The sequence below is a fragment of the Tropicimonas sediminicola genome (assembly GCF_900188335.1).
GTDB classification, from domain to species: domain Bacteria; phylum Pseudomonadota; class Alphaproteobacteria; order Rhodobacterales; family Rhodobacteraceae; genus Tropicimonas; species Tropicimonas sediminicola.
In genome coordinates this window covers 584,711-602,598 of record NZ_FZOY01000002.1, presented here as the reverse complement: position 1 = coordinate 602,598, position 17,888 = coordinate 584,711, and the positions used below count along the sequence as shown (strand labels likewise).

Here is a 17,888-nt window from a genome sequence, read left to right as displayed (position 1 = left end):
ATGCATGTAAAACCGTTCAAAGACGCTCAATCCTATGATGCACCCAACCATTTCGCCTGCCACGGCCTGCGGCTGCAGGGCTTCGAGGAGGGCGGGCCTACCAACCAGTGGGTCGGGCTCAGCCAGTTCCTCCCCGGCGGCGGCGCGGGGCCGGATTCGACGCCGTTCGAGAAGGTCTACGTCGTGCTGGAGGGGCAGATGACCGTGGTCATCGACGGGCAGGAAACGGTGCTCGGCAAGTACGACAGCTGCACCATCGCGCCGAACGAGGTCCGCACGCTGGTGAACCGCTCGAACCTGACCTGCACCATGCTGGTTGTCATTCCCTATCCGGCGCCGCCGGCACAGGAGGCCTGAGACATGAATGTTATGGCGAACCCCCTTTCCATGTTCGATGTAAAGAACAAGGTCGCTCTGATCACCGGGGCGTCGGGCGCCTTCGGGATGGTCGCGTCACGCGTGCTTGCGGGCGCCGGATGCCGGCTGGTGCTTGTCGCCGGCAACCAGGGGGCTCTGGACGAGATCTCCGAGGAATGCCGCGGAATGGGCGCGGAGGTGCTGGCCGTCAACGCGCGCCCGACCGACGAGGAGACCTGCGAAGGGCTGGTCGCCCAGACGGTCGAGGCCTTCGGCGCGCTCGATGTCCTCGTCGTGGCCTCGGGCATGAACAAGGTGGCGCTCGTCACCGACATGGAACCCGTGACCTTCACCTCGGTCATGGATGCCAATGTCACGCAAAGCTGGCTGATGGCGCGTGCCGCCGCACGGCGGATGAAGGAGCAGGGCAACGGCAAGATCGTGCTCGTGTCCTCGGCCCGCGGCCTTCTCGGCCATCCGGCGGGATACACGGCCTATTGCGCCTCCAAGTCTGCGGTCGACGGGATCACCAAGGCCCTTGGCTGCGAACTGGGCGCGGCCGGCGTCACGGTGAACGCCATCGCACCGACGGTCTTCCGCTCCCCGCTGACCGCCTGGATGTTCGAGGACACCGAAGAGGCGAAAAAGGTCCGCACCGGCTTTCTCGCACGCGTTCCCGTGGGGCGGCTCGGTGAGCCCGAGGACCTCGCCGGACCGCTGCTCTTCCTGTCGAGCAAGGCGTCGGATTTCTACACCGGGCATATCCTCTATGCCGACGGCGGCTACACGGCGGGTTGAACCATGGTCGCGAAGAAACAGCAGATGGCGGTGATCGGCGCGGGGCTCATGGGGCACGGGATCGCCCTGACCCTGGCGCGGGCCGGGCACTACGTGGCCATCACCGATCCGATGAAGGAGGCGCGCGACGGCGTCGCCGCCCGCATTCGCCAGAGCATGGGAGCGATGGGGATCTCCGAGACGGAGATCACCCGCGCCCTGAAGATGGTGGAGATTTTCGACAGCACCGCCGCGGCGGTCCGGCGGGCGGACGTCGTCTTTGAAGCCGCGCCGGAGAAGATGGCCCTCAAGCAGGCGATCTTTGCCGAGGTCGAGGCGCATGCGCCCGAGACCTGCATCCTCGCCTCCAACACCTCGGTCATGCCGATCACCGAGATCATGTCGGGCCTGCGCCTGAAGGCGCGGGCGCTCGGGACACACTGGTGGAACCCGCCGCACATGATCCCGCTGGTCGAAGTCATCAAGACCGCCTGGACCGATCCGGAGGTCGCGCAGCGGATGGTCGACCTGCTTGCGGATGCCGGCAAGACGCCGGTGATGGTCGAAAAGGACGTGCCCGGCTTCATCGGCAACCGGCTTCAGCACGCGCTCTGGCGCGAGGCGGTGAGCCTGGTGGAGAACGGGATCTGCGATGCGGAGGCGGTGGATACGGTCATCAAGGCGAGCTTCGGGCGTCGGCTTGCGGTTCTCGGGCCGCTGGAAAATGCCGATCTCGTCGGCACCGACCTGACGCTCGACATCCACGAGAACGTTCTGGCCGACCTCGAGACCCGCAGGGGGCCATCGCCCTACCTGCGCTCGCTCGTCGAGACGGGGCGGCTGGGCATGAAATCCGGCGAGGGGTTCCGGACGTGGACGGAGGCGGAGGCCGAGGCGGTGCGCGCCCGCGTGGCCAGCCACCTGCGCAAGCTCGAAGGCATACTCGAGACCTGAGGCGAAGCCGGCAGAAAGCCGGGAAAGGGAGGACACATGACCAAGCAATTCAAGACGCCGAACCGCAGGGGCTTCCTGCTGGGGGCGACCGCCACGCTGGCGGCGCCGGCCATCCTGCGCAGTACCCGCGCCTATGCGGCCAATCCGGTGCTCAGGGTCGGGCACGTGAGCCCGCGCACCGGCCCGCTCGCGGCCTTTGCCGAGGCGGACGACTACGTTCTGGAGGCCATCCAGCAGACCTTCTCGGCCGGGCTGGAGAACAACGGCAAGACCTGGAGCGTCGAGATCATCTCGAAGGACAGCCAGTCCAACCCCAACCGCGCCGCCGAGGTGGCCGCGGACCTGATCCTCGGCGACGAGGTCGACATCATCGTCGCCGCCTCGACGCCGGAGACGGTGAACCCGGTCTCCGACCAGGCCGAGATCAACGAGGTTCCCTGCATCACCACGGACTGCCCCTGGCAGCCCTACTTCTTCGGCCGCAACGGCGTGCCCGGCGAAGGCTTCATGAATACCTACCACTTCTTCTGGGGGCTGGAGGACGTGATCGCGGCCTTCCTCGACATGTGGGGGCAGGTCGATGTCGCGAAGTCGGTCGGCGGCCTCTTCCCCAACGACGCCGATGGCAATGCCTGGGGCGACGCGGAGAACGGGCTGCCCAAGCCGCTCGCCGCGGCTGGCTACAGCCTTGTCGATCCCGGCCGCTACCAGCCGCTGTCGGACGATTTCTCCAACCAGATCGCCGCCTTCAAGGAGGCGGGATGCGAGATTGTCACCGGCAACATGATACCGCCCGACTTCGCGACCTTCTGGTCGCAGTCGGCGCAGCAGGGTTTCGCGCCCAGGATCGTCACCATCGGCAAGGCTCTGCTCTTCCCGTCGGTGATCGAGAGCCTGGGGGAGCGGGGCGAAGGCCTCAGCTCCGAGGTCTGGTGGTCGCCAAACCATCCCTTCTCCTCGTCGCTCACCGGAGCCTCCGCGAAAGACCTGGCCGAGGGATATTCCGCGGCGTCGGGCCGTCCCTGGACCCAGCCGATCGGCTTCAAGCACGCGCTCTTCGAGGTCGTGGCCGACGTGATCCGGCGCGCCGAGGACCTCGAGGATCCCGCGGCGATCGTCGAGACCATCGCGGCCACCAACCTCGAAACGATCGTGGGGCCGGTGAACTGGGCCAACGGGCCGATCAACAACGTCACCAAGACGCCGCTGGTTGCCGGCCAGTGGCAGAAGGACGGCGACGCGATGGAGCTCAAGATCGTCGCGAATTCGAACGCGCCTGACATCCCGACCACCGGCGAGATGAAGCTTCTCGGCTGACCCAACGGGGCGACCGGAGACGGTCGCCCGAATTCCCCCGAGGACCGGATGACGACAATTCTGAAACTCGACGCCGTCTGCAAGGCATTCGGCGCGGTCAAGGTCGCCGATGACCTGAGCTACGAGGTGGCCGAGGGCGAGGCTCTCGGCGTGATCGGCCCGAATGGCGCCGGCAAGACCTCGATGTTCAACCTGATCACCGGGACACTTGCGCCGAACAGCGGCCGGGTGATCTTTGCAGGCAACGACGTGACATCGCACAACGCGGCCCGGCGCTGTCATGCCGGCATCGCGCGCTCCTTCCAGGTGCCCCAGCCGTTCAGCCACATGACCGTGTTCGAAAATGCGATGGTCGCCGCCACCCAGGCGGCCGGCCTTAGGGAGCACGCGGCGGAGCGCTTCTGCATCGAGGTGCTCGAGCAGACCGGGCTGCTGGCCAAGGCGAACACCACCGCCGGGTCGCTCACGCTGCTGGAGCGGAAGCGGCTGGAACTGACCCGTGCGCTCTGTGCGAAGCCGAAGCTGCTGCTGCTCGACGAGATCGCCGGCGGACTGACCGAAGCCGAATGCGTGTCCCTGATCCGCACGATCAAGGACATCCATGCCGTCGGCGTCACGATCATCTGGATCGAGCACGTGGTGCATGCGCTTCTTGAGGTCGTCGACCGGCTGATCGTGATCGATTTCGGGCGGCTGATCGCGGAGGGCGAGCCGCATGCGATCATGGACAGCCCCGAGGTCAAGGAAATCTACCTGGGGATCGAAGCCGATGCCTGACGACATTCTCCGGATGCAGGGGCTCGACGCCCATTACCAGGATTTCCAGGCGCTCTACGGTGTCGACATGCATGTCGACACCGGCGAGGTCCTCGCCATCATCGGCGCCAACGGGGCCGGCAAGACCACCCTGATGCGCTCGATCACCGGGCTGATCGCCAACGGGCCGGGGCAGATCCTCTATCGCGGCGTCGATATCGGCGGGATGCGCGCGGACCAGGTCGCGCGCCTCGGCCTGGCCATGGTGCCGGAGGGCCGCCAGCTTTTCCCCTCGCTCTCGGTGGAAGAAAACCTAGTCATCGGCGGCCAGATGGGGCGGCGGGGGCCGTGGAGCCTCGAGAAGGTCTTCGCGCTGTTCCCGATCCTCAAGGATCGCCGCGCGGTGCCCTCGACCTCGTTGTCCGGCGGACAGCAGCAGATGGTCGCCATCGGCCGGGCGCTGATGTCCAACCCGGACATCATCCTGTTCGACGAGATCAGCCTCGGGCTCGCCCCGATCGTGATCAAGGACATCTATGACGCGCTGCCCGGCATCATCGGCGAGGGCATGAGCGCGGTCATCGTGGAGCAGGACATCACCAAGGCGCTGTCGGTCTCCAGCCGGGTCTACTGCCTGCAGGAAGGGCGCGTCTCGCTTGAAGGGGCGTCCGCCACAATCTCCCGCGAGGAAATCTCCCGCGCCTATTTCGGGATCCAATGACATGGAATGGTTGAACGCAATCGTGCAGGGCGCCCTGCTTGGCGGGCTTTACGCCCTGTTTGCCGCCGGGCTGTCGCTGATCTTCGGCGTCATGCGTCTGGTAAACATCGCGCATGGGGACCTGATCGTGCTGGCGGCCTATCTCGGGCTCACCGTCACCGCCGCGACCGGGCTGCACCCGCTGCTGGCGCTCGTGGTCGTGGTTCCGGCGATGGGGGCGATCGGCTACGCGCTGCAGCGCGGCCTGCTGAACCAGACGCTCGGCGACGACCTGCTGCCGCCGCTGCTGGTCACCTTCGGGCTGAGCGTGATCATCCAGAACGGCTTGCTCGAGGTCTATTCCGCCGATCCGCAGAAACTCGACGCCGGCGCCCTTGAAACGGCCAGCCTGTCCGTAGGTGGGCTGTCGCTGGGTATCCTGCCGGTTCTGACCTTTGCGGTCGCGGTCGCGGTGATCTGGGCGCTGCAGTGGACCTTTTATCATACCTCCCTCGGACGGGCGTTCCGGGCCGTCTCCGACAACCAGGACATCGCGCAGCTCATGGGGCTCAACCGGCGCCACGTCTTTGGCCTTGCGATGGCGCTTGCGCTGGTGGTCACGGGTATTGCCGGCATCCTGCTCGGTATCCGGACCAGCTTTGACCCGTCGATCGGCGGCGGCCGGCTGATCTTTGCCTTCGAGGCGGTGATCATCGGCGGGCTCGGCAATCTCTGGGGCACGCTGGCCGGAGGGGTCATCCTGGGGGTGGCCCAGACCGTCGGCGCAAAGATCGATCCGGGCTGGCAGCTCCTTGCCGGGCATCTGGCCTTCCTGTTCATCCTGGCGGTTCGCCCGAACGGCCTCTTCCCGAGGATCGCGGCATGAGCAATCAGGAATACCAGGTCACCCGCTCCTCGAACGCCGCGCGCGTTGCCGCGATCCTCGGCGCCATCGTCGTGGTCGTTCTGATCGCCGCGCCCTGGTGGGCCGGGCGTGCCGACATGCGGCTGATGGGCGAGATGTTCCTCTACCTCGCGCTGGCCAGCCTCTGGAACCTGATGGCGGGCTATGCCGGGCTGGTTTCGGTAGGACAGCAGGCCTACGTGGGCTTCGGCGGCTACATGCTCTTTGCGCTGACGATGTTCGCCGGGCTGCATCCGCTCACCGCCATCGGTCTCGCCGGGGTGCTCGGCGCGCTGATCTCGGTGCCGGTCGCGGTGCTGATCTTCCGGTTGCGGGGGGCCTATTTCGCCATCGGGACCTGGGTGATCGCCGAGGTCTTCCGGCTCTCCTTCGCGCAGGTCTCGGCGCTTGGCGGCGGCTCGGGGTCGTCCCTGCCGGTGGGCATCGTGAAGTCCCTCGCGGATGCGCGGGACACGCGCGAGGCGCTCAGCTACTGGCTGGCGCTCGGCGCCGCCGTGCTCGTGGTGGCCGCCGTCTATTTCTTCCTGCGATCCCGCAGGGGGCTGGCGCTCACGGCGATCCGGGACAACGAACTCGCCGCCAGTTCGCTCGGCATCGACATCTGGCGGACCAAGCTCGTGGTCTACATCGTTTCCGCCGCGCTCACCTCGATGCTGGGGGCTCTCATCTTCCTCCAGAAGCTGCGGATCTCGCCCGATGCGGCCTTCAGCGTCAACGACTGGACAGCCTTCGTGATCTTCATCGTGGTGATCGGCGGCATCGGCACGGTCGAGGGGCCGATCATCGGCACGCTGATCTTCTTCGCCCTGCGCGAGACGCTGGCGGATCTCGGCACGGTCTACCTCATCGTCCTCGGGCTTGTCGCGATCGTGGTGATGCTCAAGGCGCCCCGCGGTGTCTGGGGCCTGATCCGCAGCCGCTTCGACCTGCAACTCTTCCCGCTACGCTATCGCGTGATACGCCGCGGGCCATCCAAGGGAGCCTGATCCATGGCACGCCAGAAAACCGTCATCACCTGCGCAATCACCGGCGCGATCCACACGCCGACCATGTCAGACGCGCTGCCCTATACCGCCGACGACATTGCCGCCCAGGCGGTCGCCGCGTCCGAGGCCGGCGCCTCCGTCCTGCACCTGCACGCCCGCAATCCCGATAACGGGGCGGTGTCGATCAACCCCGACGATTTCGCGAACTTCCTGCCGCGCATCAAGCAGGCGACGAACGCGGTGATCAACATCTCGACCGGCGGTAGCCTCAAGAACACGATCGAGGAACGCATCGCCCCGGCGCTGCGGTTTTCGCCCGAGATGTGCTCGATGAACATGGGCTCGATGAACTTCTCCTTCCATCCGCTGGCGAAGCGCTACGACAGCTTCAAGTTCGATTGGGAGAAGGACTACATCGAGAACTCGGACACCTATATCTTCCGCAACACCTTCGCGGACATCCGGAACGCCGCCACGCAGCTGGCCCCGCACGACATCAAGTTCGAGCACGAATGCTACGATGTCGGGCACCTCTACAACCTGAAATTCTGCATGGATATCGGGCTCTTCAAGGCGCCGATCTTCATCCAGTTCATCTTCGGCATCCTCGGCGGGATCGGCCCCGAGGTGGACAACCTCGTCTTCATGAAACGCACGGCCGACCGGCTCTTCGGCGACAACTACCGCTGGTCGGTTCTGGGCGCCGGCGGGGCGCAGATGTCGCTCGCCACGACGGCGAGCCAGATGGGCGGGAACGTGCGGGTCGGCCTCGAGGACAGCCTGTTCATCTCGCGCGGCGAGCTGGCGGAGAGCAACGCCCAGCAGGTCGCCAAGATCCGCCGCATCGTCGAGGACCTGGGGTGCGAGGTGGCGAGCCCGGACGAGGCGCGCGAGATGCTGGCGCTCAAGGGCGGCGACCGGGTGGCGTTCTGAGCCCGACGGCCGCACGTGGTGATCCGGTCAGGCGCCGTAGCGTGCGGTCGCCTGCGCCCGAAGGTGCGCCTTGAAATCGGACGTCAGCTTGGATTCCGCGCGTTCCGCAAGGGTAATGGCGCTGATCACATGTGGCTGTGTCGGAAGTTCGATGGGGGCGATGGCAAGTCCGTCGCCCCCATCGGCCTTGATCGCGTAGTTCGGCAGCACGGTCAGGAAATCCGACTGTTTCAACAGTTCGAGAACGGCCTGGGCGGACTCGCTCTGGAAGGCGACGCGCGGCGATCTGACGCCCAGCATCCGCAGTGCGTCTTCCATGTCGGCGAGCAGGATGCTCCGCTCGGAATGGCCCACCCAGGTGATGCCGTCGAGGTCGCCGGCGGACGGGGCATCGACCTGCATGACCGGATGTCCGGCCCGGCCGACGATGACGATCCGGTCGCTGAACAGCGGCTCGAGTACGAGTTCGGTGTTTCCCTTGTCGACGAATTTCGACGGCCCGACCACGATGTCGAGCTGGTTCCGGTAGATCCGCTCCATCAGCCCGGAACGGTAGTCGGGCGTCAGGTCGATCCGGATGTTTGGCCGGGCCGCGAGGAAGCTCGCGACCGCATCGGACATCAGGCTTCGGCACAGGAACGGCGGCGCGCCCAGCTTCAGAACGCCGAAGAAGCCGCGGGAGCCGAAGTCGACCGTCTCGATCGCCCGGAGCCGCGCGGTCCGGATCGCGCGGCCCTGGTGCGACAGCTCCAGCCCGAGCGCGGTCGGGGTCAGTGGCCGGGTGCTGCGTTCGAAAAGCGGCATGCCGATCCGCGCCTCGAGCGTGCCGATCATGCGGCTCAGGGCCGGCTGCGAGGTGCCGATCCGCTCGGCGGCAAGCTGGAGGGTTCCTGCCTCGACGATGACGGCGAGTTGTTCGAGGTGCCGGGGGTCAATCTGCATATCAAAACCGAATGCTATCATACCGAGATGTCATTGGACTGATATGATAGCGCAGCCAATACTCAGTCAAGCCATGGGGAACGGCGCTGTCGTTTCCAACGCAAGGGAGGAGACTTGCGATGCCCGAGATCGAACCCAAGGACCGGAGTCTGAAGGCTCTAAAGGGCCTGCACCTGTGGCACGCGCCGATGTCGAGTTGTTCGCAGCGCGTCCGTATCGTGATCGAGGAGACGGGTCGGGCGTGGGAAAGCCATCCGATCGATCTCGAGAAGGATGAGCACGCGACGGAAGCCTACCAGGCGATCCACCCGAAGGGCCTTGTGCCCGCGCTGGTCGATGACGGGCGGCTGATGATCGAGTCGATCGACATCATCCAGCATGTCGCGGGCCAAGGGTCCGAGCTGCTGGAGAACGCCGAGGCCGACCTGCTGGAACGTGCGAACGCGGCCCAGGCGGATCTCAAGCTCCTGACATTCGAATTCCTGTTCCGGGCGGGGCCGCCGCCTTCGACGGAGCAGGTCGCGGCCTTCGAGGACGGGCACCGGAACGACTGGCTCAAGCAGTTCCGCCGCGATTTCGCACAGGGCTTCGGCCGCGAGAGGATCGACGCCGCGGTGCGCCGGACGGCGGAGGGCTTCCGGCATCTGGACGCGTTGCTCGCGGACGGGAGGCCCTTCCTGTCGGGCGAGACGTTCTCGCTGAGCGATGTGGCCTGGATGCCGAACGTGCATCGCTTCGCCCTGATGGGCTGGCCCTTCGAGCAGACGCCGCGGCTTCAGGACTGGTTCGACCGGGTGTCCCGGCGCCCGAGCTACGGCGCGGCGCTGCTTGCCTGGCAGAACGAGGAGGTGGCCGGCGTCTTTGCCGAGTACACCCGGACGCGGCGGGCGGAAGGCACCGACATCCGCACTTACGGCGGGCTTCAGAGCTGACAGAACGACCGCGAGAAATTGCGGATCAAACCGGATCGGCCACCCTGCGCGCGCGATCCCAAGGGAGGACTACCATGAACAAGACGCTGATCGTGGCGACACTCGCCCTGACACTTGGAACGACGGCGGCGGACGCGAAAACCCGCCTGCTGGTCAACTGCTTCTGGCCGTCCAGCCATTTCGCCTGCAGCGAGGTCCTGCCGGCATGGATCGACGAGGTCGAGCGCGTGACGGAGGGCAGGGTCACCGGGATCATCCCGCCGAAATCCGTGGCGCCGCCGCCGGATCAGGTCGCCGCGGTGCAAAAGGGCATCGCCGACGTCTCCGTGATGTTCAACGGCTTCTTCGGCGAGAGCGTCACCGGGCCGCTGGTGGCCATGCAGCCCTTCGTGGGGTCCAACAGCGCCGAGGCCATGTCGCGGGCGCTGTGGAGGACGAACCGGGAGTTCTTTGCCGACGAGATCGACACGGTGCAGTTGCTGTCGCAATTCGTGATCTCTCCGGCCGAGCTCTACAGCCAGACGGACACGCCGATGAATTCGATCGAGGACCTCGCCGGCCGCAAGATGTGGGTATTGCCCGGGCCGCTCGCCGAAATCGCCAAGAAGCTCGGAAGCGGCGTGGTGTCCAGCCCGGCGGTCAGCTCCAACGAGATCATCTCCCGTGGTGTCGTCGACGGGCACCTCGGCCTCGACCCGCAGGCGGTGCAGGCGTTCCAGCTCATGCCCTACACGAAATCGACGACCGCCTTCTCGACCCCGATCTATTCGACCTCGTTCTCCGTCTTCGCGAATTCCGACAAGTGGGCGGAGCTCTCGCCGGAAGATCAGGAAGCCATCATGAGCGTGTCGGGGGAGGCTCTGGCGGCCGCGTTCGGCGCCCGCTGGGACAAGGCCGCCGCGGCGGCCGTGGCCGCCTATCCCGAGGCCGGCATCGAGGTTGTCGAGGCCGACCCGGCCTTCGAGGCCGCGCTGACCGAGGCCGCCGCCTTCGTGACCGAGGGCTGGCTCAAGGCCGCCGCCGATGCCGGGATGGACGGGCAGGGGGTTCTCGACTTCTACACGTCGCAACTTGCCCAGTGATCAACCGAAGCGAAGGGAGGAGGGATCATGGCGGCAAGAACGCTGAACGCGATTGTCCGGATGCTGGAAGTGCTCTGCAGCGTCGTGCTGCTGGCGATGATGCTCCTGACCTTCGTTGACGTGGTGGGGCGCTACCTGCTGGGGGCACCGGTCTTCGGGGCCTCCGAGATGATCTCGACCATGCTGGCGCTGACGATCTTCCTCGGTCTTGGCATTGCCAACGCAAGGGACAAGCACATCGTGGTCGAACTCGTCGATCATCGCGTGCGGTCTCTTGCGCCGAGGGCCTATGACGTCGTCGTCCAGGGCTTCTCGATTGCCGCGATGTGCCTGATCGTCTTCGTGCTGTTCCAGCAGGCCATCGAGGCCGCCCATGCGGGCACGACCACCATCGTTCTGGAATGGCCGCTCGCCTGGATCACAGGCACCGTTGCGGGGCTGGCGGCGCTCAGCGTCGTCAGCCAGGTCCTCGGCCTCGTGGTCGGGCGCGGCGGCGCTGCCGGGCATCACCTGGAGGACGTGTGATGGCGACCGCGCTGATCGGATTTGCCGCCCTCCTGCTGCTGTGCTTCGCCGGCTTCCGCGTCGGGTTTGCCACCCTGATCGTGGGCTTCGTCGGCTTCGCCATGGAGCGCGGCTGGGACGCGTCGTTCGCCATGGTGGGGCAGCAGGTCCTGCATGATTCCATGAACTACAACCTCAGCGTGATCCCGCTCTTCATCCTGATGGGGGTGCTGATCGTGCACGCGCGCATCAGCAAGGATCTCTACGATGCGGCCTATGCTGCGCTCGGCCGTTTCCGCGGCGGCCTGGCCCTGGCCACGGTGCTCGCAGCGGGCGGATTCTCGGCAGTCTGCGGATCGACGCTCGCCACCGCCGCCACGATGGCAAAGGTCGCCATGCCGCCGATGCGCGCCTACAACTACTCGCGCCGCCTGGCTTCCGGAACCATCGCGGCGGGCGGCACGCTCGGGATCATGATCCCGCCCTCGGTACCGCTGGTCATCTACGGGCTGATCGCCGAGCAGGACATCGGGCTGCTGTTCATCGCCGGCATCCTGCCGGGGCTGATGCTGGTGGTTCTGTTCCTGATCTGCGTCGGCATCGTGGTCCGCCGCGACCCGTCCGCCGCACCGCCGTCGCCGCCGCTCGACCCTGAGCGCCGCAAGGCGGCGATCCGTGGCACGATGCCGGTCCTGATCCTGTTCCTTGTCGTGCTGGGCGGTATCTACACCGGCGCCTTCACCGCGACCGAGGCCGCCGGGATCGGCTCCTTCGGGGCCGCCGTGATTGCCGTCCTGCGCGGGCACATGCGCAGCTTCTCGGAGTGGCGCGAATGCCTGGTGGATGCGACGACGACCACCGCAACGATCTTCATCGTCCTGCTCGGGGCCATCGTCTTTTCGCAGTTCATCAACCTCTCGGGGATGCTCTACGACCTGCTGGACTACGTGGAGGCGTGGGAGCTCTCTCCGACCGGGCTGGTGATCTTCGTCTGCGTCATCGCGATCCTGATGGGGATGGTGTTCGAGGCGATCGGTATCCTCGTCCTGCTGGTGCCAGTGTTCCTGCCCGCGCTGATGATGAACGGGGTCGACATGATCTGGTTCGGGATCCTCGTGGTGCTGGTCAGCGAGATCGGCCTGATCACGCCCCCCATAGGCATGAACGTCTTCGTGGTGAAGTCCGTCCTGCCGGACGTGCCGCTTGGCAAGATCTTTCGCGGCGTGACGCCCTACATCATCGCCCTGACGACCGGCCTCATCCTGGTGCTGGCCATCCCCGGTATCGCGACCTTCCTGCCCAACCTGATTAGGTAATCCCGGTGACGAAGATCAAGAACATCCTCTTCATCATGGCCGACCAGCTCCGGTGGGACTACCTGAGCTGCTACGGGCACCCGCACCTGCACACGCCCAACATCGACAGGCTGGCGGAGCGGGGCGTGCGGTTCGACCGTGCCTATGTGCAGTCGCCGGTCTGCGGTCCGTCGCGGGCCTCCTGCTACACGGGGCGTACCGTGTTCAGCCACGGCGCAACCTGGAACCGGGTGCCGCTGCCGATTGGCGAGCTGACGCTTGGGGATTACCTGCGGCCGCTCGGCGTAAGAACCGCCGTGGTCGGCAAGACCCACATGGTGCCGGACCGGGAGGGCATGGCGCGGCTGGGCCTGAACGGCTCCACCGAGATAGGCATCCGCGTCAGCCAGCCGGGCTTCGATCCCTACGAGCGTGACGACGGCCTGCACCCGACGCCGATGCTGCGAAACAAGGGCGGCACGCTGCATTACAACGACTGGCTGCGGCGGCAGGGCTACGAGGGCGAGAACCCGTGGAACGACTATGCCAACGCGGCCGAAGGACCCGATGGCGCGCTTCTGTCCGGCTGGCACCTGAAGAATTCGAACCTGCCGGCGCGGGTGCAGGAAGAGCACTCGGAAACCGCCTACATGACGATGCGGGCGCGGGAGTTCATCGAGGAGACGGGCGACCGGCCCTGGCTCTGCCATCTGAGCTACATCAAGCCGCACTGGCCCTACATGGCGCCGGCGCCCTACCACGACATGTTCGGCCCGGAGACCTGGCTGCCGGCAGTCCGCAGCGAGGCGGAGCGCGAGAACCCGAACCCGGTCTACGGCGCGTTCATGGGCATGGAAGTCAGCGAGACCTTCTCCATGCAGGGGGTGCGGGAAACCGTGCTTCCCGCCTACATGGGGCTGATCAAGCAGATCGACGACCACCTCGGGCGGCTGTTTTCCTGGCTGGAAGAGACCGGCAAGGACAAGGACACCATGATCGTGTTCACCTCCGATCACGGCGACTACCTGGGCGACCACTGGATGGGCGAGAAGGAGCTGTTCCACGAGGTCTCGGTCCGGGTTCCGCTGATCATCTACGATCCGCGCCCCGAGGCCGATGCCACGAGGGGCACGGTCTGCGATGCGCTGGTCGAGGCGATCGACCTTGTGCCGACCTTCCTCGAGGCGACCGGCGCGCCGAGTGCCAGTCACCGTCTCGAAGGGCGCTCCCTGCAGCCGTTGCTGCACGGTGGCACCCCGGAGGACTGGCGCGACGCGGTGTTCTCCGAGATCGACTATGCCTTCTACGCAGCCCGCGAGGCGCTCGATGTCGACGTGTCCGAGGCGCGCGGCTACATGCTTCGGACGGCTCGCTGGAAATACATCCATTTCAAGGGGTTCCCGCCGCAGCTCTTCGACCTGCGCCACGACCCGGACGAGTTCGAGGATCTGGGCCGCAATCCCGATTACGAAATGGTCCGTCAGGAGATGCACAGCCGCCTGCTGGACAGGCTCACCAGCCGCAAGAACCGCGTCACGATGACGGACGAGGGCGTGCGCGCGCTGCGGCGGGACGAGGACAGCTCGGGCATCCTGATCGGCAAATGGGCGCCATGAGTCCGTCGTGACCGACCGGATCAACAAACTCGCCGGCCGTGTTGCCGGATTCGAGTGGCTGGCGCTGGTCACGCGATCCAGCCTGCGGACGGATGCCTTCGCCGGCCTGACCGGCGCCGCGGTGGTCCTGCCGCAGGCGGTCGCCTTTGCCGCCATCGCGGGCCTGCCCCCGGAATACGGGCTCTACACGGCGATGGTGACACCCGTCGTCGCGGCCCTCAGCGGGTCGTCGCTCGTCATGGTCTCCGGCCCGACGACCGCGATATCCGCCGTGGTCCTGTCGGCGCTGGTGGGCCGGATGGAGCCGGGGTCGCCGGAATTCGTCGAGGCCGCGATCCTGCTCGCGTTCCTTGTCGGCCTGTTGCAGACGGCCTTCGCGCTGGTCCGCGTCGGGCGGCTGGCGGGGTTCGTTTCGCATTCGGTGATGACGGGGTTCACGGCCGCAGCGGCGCTGCTGATCGCGGTCAGCCAACTCGGCCCGGCGCTCGGACTGGAAGGCGGCGGGGCAGGGGGCATCGGCGAACGCCTCGCCTCGGTCGCAGGCCGCCTGCCGGCCTATGACCCGGCAGCCCTGGTCTGCGCCGGTCTGACCCTCGCGACCGTCCTGCTTTGCCGCAGGTTCCTGCCCCGCTGGCCCGGTTTCCTGATCGCGATCGCCATCGGCACCATCGCCGCAGCCTTGATGGGCGACATGGCCGGCAAGCTCGCCTTCGTCGGGGAGCTTCCCGCGGCATACCCTGACTTCCGGCTGCCGGATTTCGGCGTCGGCAACATGGCGGAACTTCTGGAGAGCGCCTTCGCCATCGCGCTGATCGGCCTGCTGGAGGCGATCGCGATCGGTCGCAGCCTGTCACATCGGACCCGTACCGATTTCTCCGCCAACCGGGAGGTCCTCGGACAGGGGCTCTCCAACATCGCCGGCGGCATGTTCCAGTGCTACCCGGCATCCGGCTCCTTCACGCGTTCCAGCGTGAACCTCGAGGCCGGCGCGAGCACCCCGTTCGCGGCTGTCTTCGCAGCCATCTTCCTCGTCCTTCTGGTGGTGCTGTTTCGGCCGGTGATCGAGCACGTGCCGATTGCCTCGGTGGCCGGGCTGATCCTCTACGTTGCGTGGAAACTGCTGGACTTCGCGGAGTTCAACCGCCTGATCCGGACCAGCCGCCGCGAAACGATCATCGCCGGGCTGACCTTTCTGACCGGCCTGTTCATGAACCTGGAGTTCGCGATCTACATCGGGACCTTCGCGTCGCTGGCCGTGTTCCTCAACAAGAGCGCCAACCCCGATCTCGCGATCGGCGCGCCGGATCCGGGGGCGGAGCACCGCAAGATCCGCAATGCCGAGTTGTTCGAACTCGAGGAATGCCCGGCAATTGCCATCGCCCGACTGGACGGTCCGCTCTTCTTCGGGTCGGTGGACTCGCTCAACGGGAAGTTGCGCGCGCTGGCGCGGCGGCGTCCCGAGCAAACCAACCTCGTTCTCATCCTCCACGGCGTGGGCGACGTGGACCTCGCCGGCGTGGAATTGCTGGAAATGGAGGCCGAGAGGCGCAGGGCCGTTGGCGGCGATGTCTTCGTCGTCGTCCATTATCCGCCGCTGGCGAAACGCCTGGAGCAATTGGGGTTGGTAGACATGCTCGGGCGCGACCGGATCTTCGATGGCAAGGGCGCCGCAATTGCCGCCGCGGTGAGCCATGTTCCCCTGTCCAGATGCGAGGTCTGCACGGCGCGCGTGTTTTCCGAATGCGCCGCGCGCCCGCAGCCTCCGGAGTTGGCCGACATCCCGCCCCTCGGGGCATGAGTTTCCGTGTCTCCGGAGTGGCTTATCAATGCCGCCCGGGATGGACCGAACCGCGGCCCGCGGATAGATTGCCGATATGACGGCCGACCAGACACTCCTCTTCGCGCTGTTCGGCGCGGTCTTTGCGATGCTGCTCTGGGGGCGGCTGCGCTACGATATCGTTGCCTTTGCCGCGCTCATGGTGGCCGTCGTGCTGGACCTCGTTCCCGCCGACGCGGCCTTCGCCGGCTTCGGACATCCCGCGACGCTCGTCGTCGCACTCGTGCTGGTGGTTTCGGCCGGGTTGGAGCGGTCGGGGGCGGTCTTTCTGATCACCCGGACGCTGGTGGATCCCGCCCGAAGCCTCGGGGCGCATATCGCCTTCATGGGCGGGATCGCCGCGGCGCTGTCTGCGTTCATGAACAACGTGGCCGCCCTGGCGCTGCTGATGCCCGTGGACATCCAGACGGCCCGCAAGGCGGGGCGGGCGGCGCGGCTCTCGCTGATGCCGCTGTCCTTCTGCACGATCCTCGGGGGCATGGTCACGCTGATCGGCACGCCCCCCAACATCATCATCGCCGGCATTCGCGAGGATCAGCTCGGCGAGAGCTTCACGATGTTCGATTTCGCGCCCGTGGGCGGGGTGGTGGCGCTGGCGGGGCTCTGCTTCGTCGCGTTGATCGGCTGGCGGCTGATCCCGAAGGCGGAGGGCGAGGGCGCCTTGTCAGAGACGCGCGAGCGGGTGAAGGACTACATCGCCGAACTCAAGGTCCCGGCCGGATCGGAACTGATCGGCAAACGCCTGTTCGAGACCTACGAGGCGGCGGAGAAGAACGACGTCGCCGTGCTCGGTCTCGCACGGGAGGGCAAACGGCTTTACGGGACACAGCGCAACACGATCCTGCAGGCAGGCGACGCGCTCGTGCTGGAGGCCCGGCCCGAGGCACTGGACGAGTTCCGCGCCGCGACCGGTCTGGAGTTCCTCGACGGCGACGAGCAGGAGGTGACCGGCATTGCCGGGGAGGGCCTGTCGATCGTGGAGGCGGTGGTGACGGACCGGGCGCGGATCGTCGGCAAGTCGGCCCGGCAGGTTGGGCTCGCCCTGCACCACCGCACCGTGCTTCTGGGGATATCGCGCGGCGGGCAGCGGATCACGAGGGAGGTGCGCACGACTGTCGTGCGGCCGGGCGACATCCTGCTGCTTCTGATGCCGGAGGGCGACGAGGAATCGGTGACGGACTGGCTCCGCGTGCTGCCGCTGGCCGACCGCGGCCTCGTGGTCACGGACCAGCGCAAGGTCTGGACGGCGACCGGGATCTTCGCCCTGGCTGTGGCGGCCGCCTCGCTGGGGCTGATCTACCTGCCGGTGGCGCTCGGCATCGTCGTGATCGCCTATGTGCTGACCGGCGTTCTGCCGATCTCGGAACTCTACGACCGGATCGAGTGGCCGGTGATCGTGCTGCTGGGGTCGATGATCCCGCTCGGTGCGGCGCTCGATGCCGCCGGGGGCACGGCGCTGATTGCCAATGCGCTCGTCGATCTGGGGGCGGGCTGGCCGGCCTGGGCACTGCTGGCGCTGCTGATGGCCGTCACGATGACCCTGTCCGACGTGCTCAACAACACCGCCACGGCCGTGGTCGCCGCACCCGTGGCGATCCAGATGGCCCAGAGCCTCGGCGTCAGCCCCGATCCCTTCCTGATGGCGGTCGCGATCGCTGCGTCCTGCGCGTTTCTCACGCCGATCGGCCACAAGAACAACACGCTGATCCTCGGGCCGGGCGGCTACGCCTTTGGCGACTACTGGCGCATGGGATTGCCGCTGGAGATCCTCGTCGTGGTAATCGCGGTGCCGATGATTCTGCTGGTCTGGCCGCTGTAGGTCTCCGTCTCAAACGAGGAAGGACGCGCGGCGGGCGTTCCGTGCTCCAGCGCGATGTCGAGAGGGCGCCGCGCAACGCATCCGCGCCCGTTTGGTTCCCGAAATTATTCGAGAATTTTGCATCCCCCCAAAGGAACTCCCCGGGGGTGTCGTCGT

Annotated in this window: 17 protein-coding genes; 16 read left to right on the top strand and 1 reads right to left on the bottom strand. The window is 66.6% G+C overall.

Features of this window, described 5'->3' with window-relative positions; genetic code table 11:
* From CHB86_RS07110 to kce, 9 genes are read left to right on the top strand one after another with little or no spacing between them, the layout of a single operon-like run.
* Entirely contained in the window at positions 1–357 is a 357-nt protein-coding gene (locus CHB86_RS07110) for a cupin domain-containing protein (RefSeq protein WP_089232305.1), read from the top strand.
* Between the two features lie 3 nt (positions 358–360).
* Positions 361–1,155 carry an SDR family NAD(P)-dependent oxidoreductase gene (locus CHB86_RS07105; protein WP_089232304.1) on the top strand — a complete coding sequence of 265 codons (795 nt, stop codon included), beginning with the start codon at positions 361–363 and terminating at the stop codon, positions 1,153–1,155.
* A 3-nt stretch (positions 1,156–1,158) separates the two neighbouring features.
* The gene (locus CHB86_RS07100) at positions 1,159–2,088 is read left to right on the top strand and encodes a 3-hydroxyacyl-CoA dehydrogenase family protein (protein ID WP_217898277.1); all 930 of its coding nucleotides are present in this window, start codon (positions 1,159–1,161) and stop codon (positions 2,086–2,088) included.
* Between the two features lie 36 nt (positions 2,089–2,124).
* Positions 2,125–3,405 carry an ABC transporter substrate-binding protein gene (locus CHB86_RS07095; protein ID WP_089232303.1) on the top strand — a complete coding sequence of 427 codons (1,281 nt, stop codon included), beginning with the start codon at positions 2,125–2,127 and terminating at the stop codon, positions 3,403–3,405.
* A 48-nt stretch (positions 3,406–3,453) separates the two neighbouring features.
* Positions 3,454–4,182, top strand: a complete 729-nt coding sequence (locus tag CHB86_RS07090) for an ABC transporter ATP-binding protein (RefSeq protein WP_089232302.1) — start codon at positions 3,454–3,456, stop codon at positions 4,180–4,182.
* A complete protein-coding gene (locus CHB86_RS07085; RefSeq protein ID WP_089232301.1) occupies positions 4,175–4,882 on the top strand; it encodes an ABC transporter ATP-binding protein in 708 nt (235 codons plus the stop codon). The genes CHB86_RS07090 and CHB86_RS07085 overlap by 8 nt, the downstream gene beginning before the upstream one ends.
* Position 4,883: 1 nt before the next feature.
* Entirely contained in the window at positions 4,884–5,747 is an 864-nt protein-coding gene (locus tag CHB86_RS07080) for a branched-chain amino acid ABC transporter permease (RefSeq protein WP_089232300.1), read from the top strand.
* On the top strand, positions 5,744–6,772 hold the full coding sequence (locus CHB86_RS07075) for a branched-chain amino acid ABC transporter permease (protein WP_089232299.1): 1,029 nt from the start codon (positions 5,744–5,746) through the stop codon (positions 6,770–6,772). Before CHB86_RS07080 ends, CHB86_RS07075 begins: the two co-directional genes overlap by 4 nt.
* Before the next feature lie 3 nt (positions 6,773–6,775).
* Positions 6,776–7,705 (top strand): 3,5-dioxohexanoate:acetyl-CoA acetone transferase, encoded by a 930-nt coding sequence (gene kce, locus CHB86_RS07070; RefSeq protein ID WP_089232298.1) that lies wholly within the window; start codon positions 6,776–6,778, stop codon positions 7,703–7,705.
* Positions 7,706–7,732: 27 nt separating this feature from the next.
* Here the strand turns inward: kce and CHB86_RS07065 are convergent, their stop codons facing one another.
* Positions 7,733–8,647, bottom strand: coding sequence for a LysR family transcriptional regulator (locus CHB86_RS07065; protein WP_176442798.1), 915 nt, complete (start codon positions 8,645–8,647; stop codon positions 7,733–7,735).
* 119 nt (positions 8,648–8,766) lie between these two features.
* Here CHB86_RS07065 and CHB86_RS07060 point away from each other — a divergent pair, with 119 nt between their 5' ends.
* The 7 genes from CHB86_RS07060 (at position 8,767) to CHB86_RS07030 (ending at position 17,732) form a co-directional block, all read left to right on the top strand.
* Entirely contained in the window at positions 8,767–9,579 is an 813-nt protein-coding gene (locus CHB86_RS07060) for a glutathione S-transferase family protein (RefSeq protein WP_089232296.1), read from the top strand.
* 74 nt (positions 9,580–9,653) lie between these two features.
* Positions 9,654–10,661 (top strand): type 2 periplasmic-binding domain-containing protein, encoded by a 1,008-nt coding sequence (locus CHB86_RS07055; RefSeq protein WP_089232295.1) that lies wholly within the window; start codon positions 9,654–9,656, stop codon positions 10,659–10,661.
* A 27-nt stretch (positions 10,662–10,688) separates the two neighbouring features.
* The gene (locus tag CHB86_RS07050; protein ID WP_089232294.1) at positions 10,689–11,186 is read left to right on the top strand and encodes a TRAP transporter small permease; all 498 of its coding nucleotides are present in this window, start codon (positions 10,689–10,691) and stop codon (positions 11,184–11,186) included.
* Complete coding sequence (locus CHB86_RS07045) at positions 11,186–12,481, top strand: TRAP transporter large permease (RefSeq protein WP_089232293.1); 1,296 nt, start codon at positions 11,186–11,188, stop codon at positions 12,479–12,481. The genes CHB86_RS07050 and CHB86_RS07045 overlap by 1 nt, the downstream gene beginning before the upstream one ends.
* Before the next feature lie 5 nt (positions 12,482–12,486).
* Positions 12,487–14,076 carry an alkaline phosphatase family protein gene (locus CHB86_RS07040; protein ID WP_089232292.1) on the top strand — a complete coding sequence of 530 codons (1,590 nt, stop codon included), beginning with the start codon at positions 12,487–12,489 and terminating at the stop codon, positions 14,074–14,076.
* A 7-nt stretch (positions 14,077–14,083) separates the two neighbouring features.
* Positions 14,084–15,874 (top strand): SulP family inorganic anion transporter, encoded by a 1,791-nt coding sequence (locus tag CHB86_RS07035; protein WP_089232291.1) that lies wholly within the window; start codon positions 14,084–14,086, stop codon positions 15,872–15,874.
* A 76-nt stretch (positions 15,875–15,950) separates the two neighbouring features.
* Positions 15,951–17,732 carry an SLC13 family permease gene (locus CHB86_RS07030; RefSeq protein WP_089232290.1) on the top strand — a complete coding sequence of 594 codons (1,782 nt, stop codon included), beginning with the start codon at positions 15,951–15,953 and terminating at the stop codon, positions 17,730–17,732.
* Positions 17,733–17,888 lie beyond the last annotated feature (156 nt).